The organism is Terriglobales bacterium (genome assembly GCA_035624475.1).
Classification (GTDB): Bacteria; Acidobacteriota; Terriglobia; order Terriglobales; family Acidobacteriaceae; genus DASPRL01.
This window is the reverse complement of the sequence record DASPRL010000065.1, coordinates 1-4,488: the sequence shown is the minus strand read 5'-3', so window position 1 is coordinate 4,488 and position 4,488 is coordinate 1. Positions and strand designations below refer to the sequence as shown.

General features: G+C 67.1%; 7 protein-coding genes. 1 reads left to right on the top strand and 6 read right to left on the bottom strand.

Features of this window, described 5'->3' with window-relative positions; all coding sequences use genetic code 11:
• A partial coding sequence (gene truB / locus VEG08_02920) for a tRNA pseudouridine(55) synthase TruB (GenBank protein HXZ26933.1) occupies positions 1–583 on the bottom strand: 583 nt, incomplete at its 3' end.
• A 99-nt stretch (positions 584–682) separates the two neighbouring features.
• Between truB and VEG08_02915 the strand changes: the two genes are divergently transcribed.
• Entirely contained in the window at positions 683–1,393 is a 711-nt protein-coding gene (locus VEG08_02915; GenBank protein HXZ26932.1) for a rhomboid family intramembrane serine protease, read from the top strand.
• Positions 1,394–1,399: 6 nt separating this feature from the next.
• Here VEG08_02915 and VEG08_02910 read toward each other — a convergent pair whose 3' ends face one another.
• The 5 genes from VEG08_02910 to VEG08_02890 form a co-directional block, all read right to left on the bottom strand.
• Positions 1,400–1,945, bottom strand: coding sequence for a hypothetical protein (locus VEG08_02910; GenBank protein ID HXZ26931.1), 546 nt, complete (start codon positions 1,943–1,945; stop codon positions 1,400–1,402).
• Between the two features lie 86 nt (positions 1,946–2,031).
• Positions 2,032–2,793, bottom strand: coding sequence for an SDR family oxidoreductase (locus VEG08_02905; GenBank protein ID HXZ26930.1), 762 nt, complete (start codon positions 2,791–2,793; stop codon positions 2,032–2,034).
• Complete coding sequence (folE, locus tag VEG08_02900; protein ID HXZ26929.1) at positions 2,783–3,385, bottom strand: GTP cyclohydrolase I FolE; 603 nt, start codon at positions 3,383–3,385, stop codon at positions 2,783–2,785. Before folE ends, VEG08_02905 begins: the two co-directional genes overlap by 11 nt.
• Before the next feature lie 18 nt (positions 3,386–3,403).
• On the bottom strand, positions 3,404–3,826 hold the full coding sequence (locus VEG08_02895; GenBank protein HXZ26928.1) for a 6-carboxytetrahydropterin synthase: 423 nt from the start codon (positions 3,824–3,826) through the stop codon (positions 3,404–3,406).
• Complete coding sequence (locus VEG08_02890) at positions 3,823–4,233, bottom strand: 6-carboxytetrahydropterin synthase (GenBank protein HXZ26927.1); 411 nt, start codon at positions 4,231–4,233, stop codon at positions 3,823–3,825. The genes VEG08_02895 and VEG08_02890 overlap by 4 nt, the downstream gene beginning before the upstream one ends.
• Between the last annotated feature and the right edge of the window lie 255 nt (positions 4,234–4,488).

Below are 4,488 nucleotides of genomic sequence, written 5' to 3'. Positions count from 1 at the left end.
GAGTGCGCCGCAGGCTCGACAGGTGGGCCCCTACTCCCAGGGCCTGCCCCATATCGTGGGCCACCGAGCGCAGATAGGTGCCCGGGGCCACCCGGGCGCGGAAACGCGCCCGGTCGGCCTCTACTCGCAGAATCTCCAGCTCCCGGATCTCGACCTGCACCGGCTGCAGCGGCACTTCCTTTTTCTTGCGCGCCAGCTTGTAGGCGGGCACGCCGGCGATCTTCTTGGCCGAGAACGGAGGCGGCATCTGCTGGATGGGTCCGAGGAACCTGGTCGCTATGGCCTGCACCTCTTCCAGGGAGAGACGGGCTTCCCGAATCGGTCCGAGGGGCTCGCCCTCGGCGTCGTAGGTGTCGGTGGCGAAGCCGAAGCGGATTTCCCCCTCGTAGCTCTTTTCCGCCGTGGTATAAAACTGGGCTAGGCGCGTCATGCGCCCCACGACCAGGGGTAGCACGCCGGTGGCCATGGGGTCGAGCGTTCCCAAGTGTCCGACCGAGCGCTCGTCCAACAGCTTGCGCACCCGGCTGACCACGTCGTGCGAGGTCAGGCCCGCCGCTTTGTCGATGATCAGTACGCCGTTCATGCGCTGGCTATCCTGGGCGCTCGCGCCCCTCCCCGTCAAATCCCGGCCAAGAACTTTTGTTGCTCGCTCCTTGCCGGCCGCATCGAATCTCCGGACCCGATGATCCCCCTCAAGGACGACACGCCCCGCCTCACCACGCCCTACGTCACCTACTTCCTTATCGGGCTGAACACGATCGTCTTTCTCTTTGAACTCATCCTCGACGAGGCCGGGCGCACCGCCCTGCTCTTCCAGTTCGGCCTGGTGCCGGCGCGTGTGACCGGCCTGCTGCACGGCGTACCCGGGGCCACCGCCGCCCTGCTGCCGCTGCTGACCTCGATGTTCCTGCACGCCTCCTGGCTGCACCTCATCGCCAACATGTGGGTGCTGTGGATCTTCGGCGACAACATCGAGGACCACCTCGGCCACTTCCGCTACCTGCTCTTCTACTTCGGCACCGGGCTGGCGGCTTCCCTGCTGCACATCGCCTTCAATCCCGGGGCGCAGGTGCCCAGCGTGGGCGCCTCCGGGGCCATCGCCGGAGTCATGGGCGCCTACTTCCTGCTCTATCCCTCGGCGCGCGTGCTCACCCTGATCCCCTTCTTCATCGTCTACTTCACCTGGCTGCCGGCCTGGCTGGTGCTGGGCTACTGGTTCGTGGCCCAGTTCCTGAGCGGGGCCGCCACCTCCATCGTCTCCCCGCGCGACACCTCGCACGGAGGCATCGCCTTCTGGGCGCATGTGGGGGGATTCCTGGCCGGGCTGGCGCTGATCAAGCTCTTCCCTGCCCAGCCACGACGCTATCGCTACACCGACTGGCAGCCGCGCTGAAGCGGCTCACTCCGCCGCCTCGGCAGCATCCATCCGCCTTCTCAGCCGCTCCCGCAACATGGGAGGCGCCGCCTGGTTGCAGGCCACCAGGAACCACAGCGGGCGCTCCGGGTCGGCAGCCAGGGTCTCCAGGGTCTGGTAGTCGGCGTTGGGATGGCGGGCCACGTTCTCCTTGATGGCGTCGTAGGAATGCCGCGCCAGCAGGGCCAGCACCGAGGAGGGCGTGTTGGGATGCTCGGAGATGGTGCGCAGCAGCAGGTAATCGTCGGCGGGGGCCTTCTGCGCCATCTCTGCCAGCCGGTCGGCCGAGGTCCTGGGGTCGCGCGCCTCCGCCACCCGCTTGTCCCATTCCGGGGTGATGCCGTTCAGTTCGGCCGTGCGCTCGGCGATCAACGCCTCCAGTTGCCTGGCCTCTTGCTCGCTGCGGTCGTCCTGGTGGCGGAACTTGCGGATAGACTCCAGCACCGCTCGCAGGTGCTGGCGCTCCCCGAAGATGATCTGGGAGGTGCGCTTCACCGCCTTGGAGTCGCGCTTCTGGTCGGACTTCCGCATGACTGACCCAGCAAGGATTCTAACTCAACCGAATCTGCCGGAAGCTGGTCAATCAAGCCGGGGCCAGGAGCCAAGGGCCGCTGTTCTCACAGCTTGCCGGCGATGGGCGTGAGCACGAGTTCCTCCACCACCGCATTCTCGGGCAAGGTGAGAGCGGCGACGATGGACTGGGCGACGGTTTCCGGTGCCATCATCTTCTCCCGCGGCGCCTCCGCCCAGAACTGCTTCCAGATCTCGGTGTCGGTGGCGCCCGCGATCACCGTGATCACGCGGATGCGGCGTTCGCGCAGCTCCTCGCGCAGGACGTCGCCGAAGGCCACCACCCCCGCCTTGCTCACGCTGTAGGCGGAGGAGCCGGGAATCGCCTCTCGCGGTCCCGCGACGGACGAGAGGTTGACGATGCTTCCGCCGTCGCGCAGCAGCGGCAGGGCCGCCTGCGTGCAGTAGAACATCCCGTTCAGATTGGTTTCGAGCACCTCGCGCCAGGCCTCGGCCGGAAGCTGCGCCACCGGCAGGGTGGCATGCGAGCGCCCGGCGTTGTTGATGAGGATGTCGATGCGGGGAAAGCGGCGGCGGGCCGCGGCAAGCAGCTTCCTGACCTGCTCAGGATCGCGCACGTCGCAGCGGCCCGCCACGACCTCGACCGCGACCACGTCCCGGACGCGCCGAACGGCGCGCGCCAGGGCCGAGGCATCTCGCCCAGTGAGCACCAGGTCGCACCCCTCGGCAGCGAGCGCGGACGCGATGGCCAAGCCGATCCCCCGGGTGGCCCCGGTGACCACCGCCACCCTGCCCTGCAGCCGGCCCGGCGGGCGGGTCCGGGCTGCCCCGCCTCGTTTAGCTGCCATTGCTGGCCCGGTTGCGGATCAGGGAGAGGAACTCCTGGCGCGTATCGAGTTCGTCGCGGAAGACGCCCAGCATGGAGGAGGTCACGGCGGCGGAGTGCTGCTTCTCCACCCCGCGCATCATCATGCACAGGTGGCGCGCCTCGATGACCACGCCCACACCCTGGGGCTCGATGGCGCGCTGGATGGTCTCGGCGATCTGCGTGGTCAGGCGCTCCTGTACCTGCAGCCGGCGCGCGAAGATGTCGATCAGCCGCGGGATCTTGCTCAGCCCGATCACTCTTCCCTTGGGGATGTAGGCGACGTGCACCTTGCCGTAAAAGGGCAGCATGTGGTGTTCGCAGAGGCTGAACATCTCGATGTCCTTGACGATGACCATCTCGTCGTAGCTGACTTCGAAGAGGGCGCCCTTGAGGATGCTCTCCGGGTCTCCCTGGTAGCCCTTGGTCAGATATTCGAGCGCGCGCGCCATGCGTTCGGGCGTGCGCAGCAGGCCGTCGCGGCCCGGGTCCTCACCCAGCCGGACCAGCAGTTCGCGCGCCAACTCTTCCAGGCTGGCGCTGGTCAAGGTCACCGCTTCCACTTCCCTCTTCATGGTCTTCCCCGCTTTCTGCTAGCGCCGGACTTCCCTGCCCCCGGCGTACTCGAAGGAGTTCAGCATGGTCTCTTCCAGGCGGACCTTCTCGACGCTGGCCGCGCGGAAACCGTTCTCCAGGGTCTGGTAGATGTCTACGCACAGGTTCTCGGTGGTGGGCACGATGCCGCGGAAGCACGCCAGCGTGTTCAGGTTGGCGTGGTCCAGCCGCTCCAGGATCTCGCGCGCCACGAAGGCGTCCAGTTGGACCAGGTCGCACACCATGCCGGTGGCCGGGTCCACCGGCCCCCCCACGGTGACCTCCAGGGCGTAGTTGTGCCCGTGGCCGTGGGGGTTGTTGCACTTGCCGTAGGTGCGCTGGTTCTCGGCTTCGCTCATGGCCTCGCTGTGCAGCCGGTGCGAGGCGGAGAACCAGTAGCGGCGCGTGAGATAGGCCTTCATTCTTCTCCGTAATAATCCACGAACAGGTCGGGGGTCTCGTACACCCGCACCCGGTGCAGCGCGGCGCGCTCCAGCCTGGGCTGCATCCGCTTCCAGACGGCGATGGCCAGGTTCTCGGTGGTGGGGATGGTGCGCAGGAACTCCGGCACCTCCTTGTTGAGGAAGCGGTGGTCCATGGCGGAAAGCACCTCGCGCTCCAGCACCTCCTTCAGTTCCTTCAGGTCCACCACGAAGCCGGAGCGCGCGTCCACCTGCCCCTTCACCGTGACTTCCAGAGTGTAGTTGTGCCCGTGCCCGTTAGGATTGTTGCACTTGCCGAACAGGCGGCGGTTCTCCTCCGCCGAGAATTCGGGGTTGTGGTAGTAGTGCGAGGCGGAAAACTCCGCTTTACGCGTCAAGTAGACCATCAGGCTCCTCGGGCCGCTTGGGGAAGTTCTCGGTCACACGGCCGGCCGGGCCGGGACGCGTACGTCCTCCCCTTCCACTCTACCTTCCCGCGCCACCGCGTATAGAGCACCGAACGCAATAAAAGTAACGCGAACAGCGGCAGTCCGGCCACCGCCGCCAGGTTGGCGCCCCACGAGAAGTGCGCCCGGCGCACCCGCCGCAGCAGGTTCAGCCATCCCAAAGATGCCGCGGCCAGGGCCAGGGCCGCAAGCCTT

Excerpts from the sequence above, each read along its gene's own strand:
- VEG08_02890 (HXZ26927.1), bottom strand. The coding sequence starts at position 4,233 with ATGGTCTACTTGACGCGTAAAGCGGAGTTTTCCGCCTCGCACTACTAC.
- VEG08_02910 (HXZ26931.1), bottom strand. The coding sequence starts at position 1,945 with ATGCGGAAGTCCGACCAGAAGCGCGACTCCAAGGCGGTGAAGCGCACC.
- VEG08_02915 (HXZ26932.1), top strand. The coding sequence starts at position 683 with ATGATCCCCCTCAAGGACGACACGCCCCGCCTCACCACGCCCTACGTC.
- VEG08_02905 (HXZ26930.1), bottom strand. The coding sequence starts at position 2,793 with ATGGCAGCTAAACGAGGCGGGGCAGCCCGGACCCGCCCGCCGGGCCGG.
- folE (HXZ26929.1), bottom strand. The coding sequence starts at position 3,385 with ATGAAGAGGGAAGTGGAAGCGGTGACCTTGACCAGCGCCAGCCTGGAA.
- VEG08_02895 (HXZ26928.1), bottom strand. The coding sequence starts at position 3,826 with ATGAAGGCCTATCTCACGCGCCGCTACTGGTTCTCCGCCTCGCACCGG.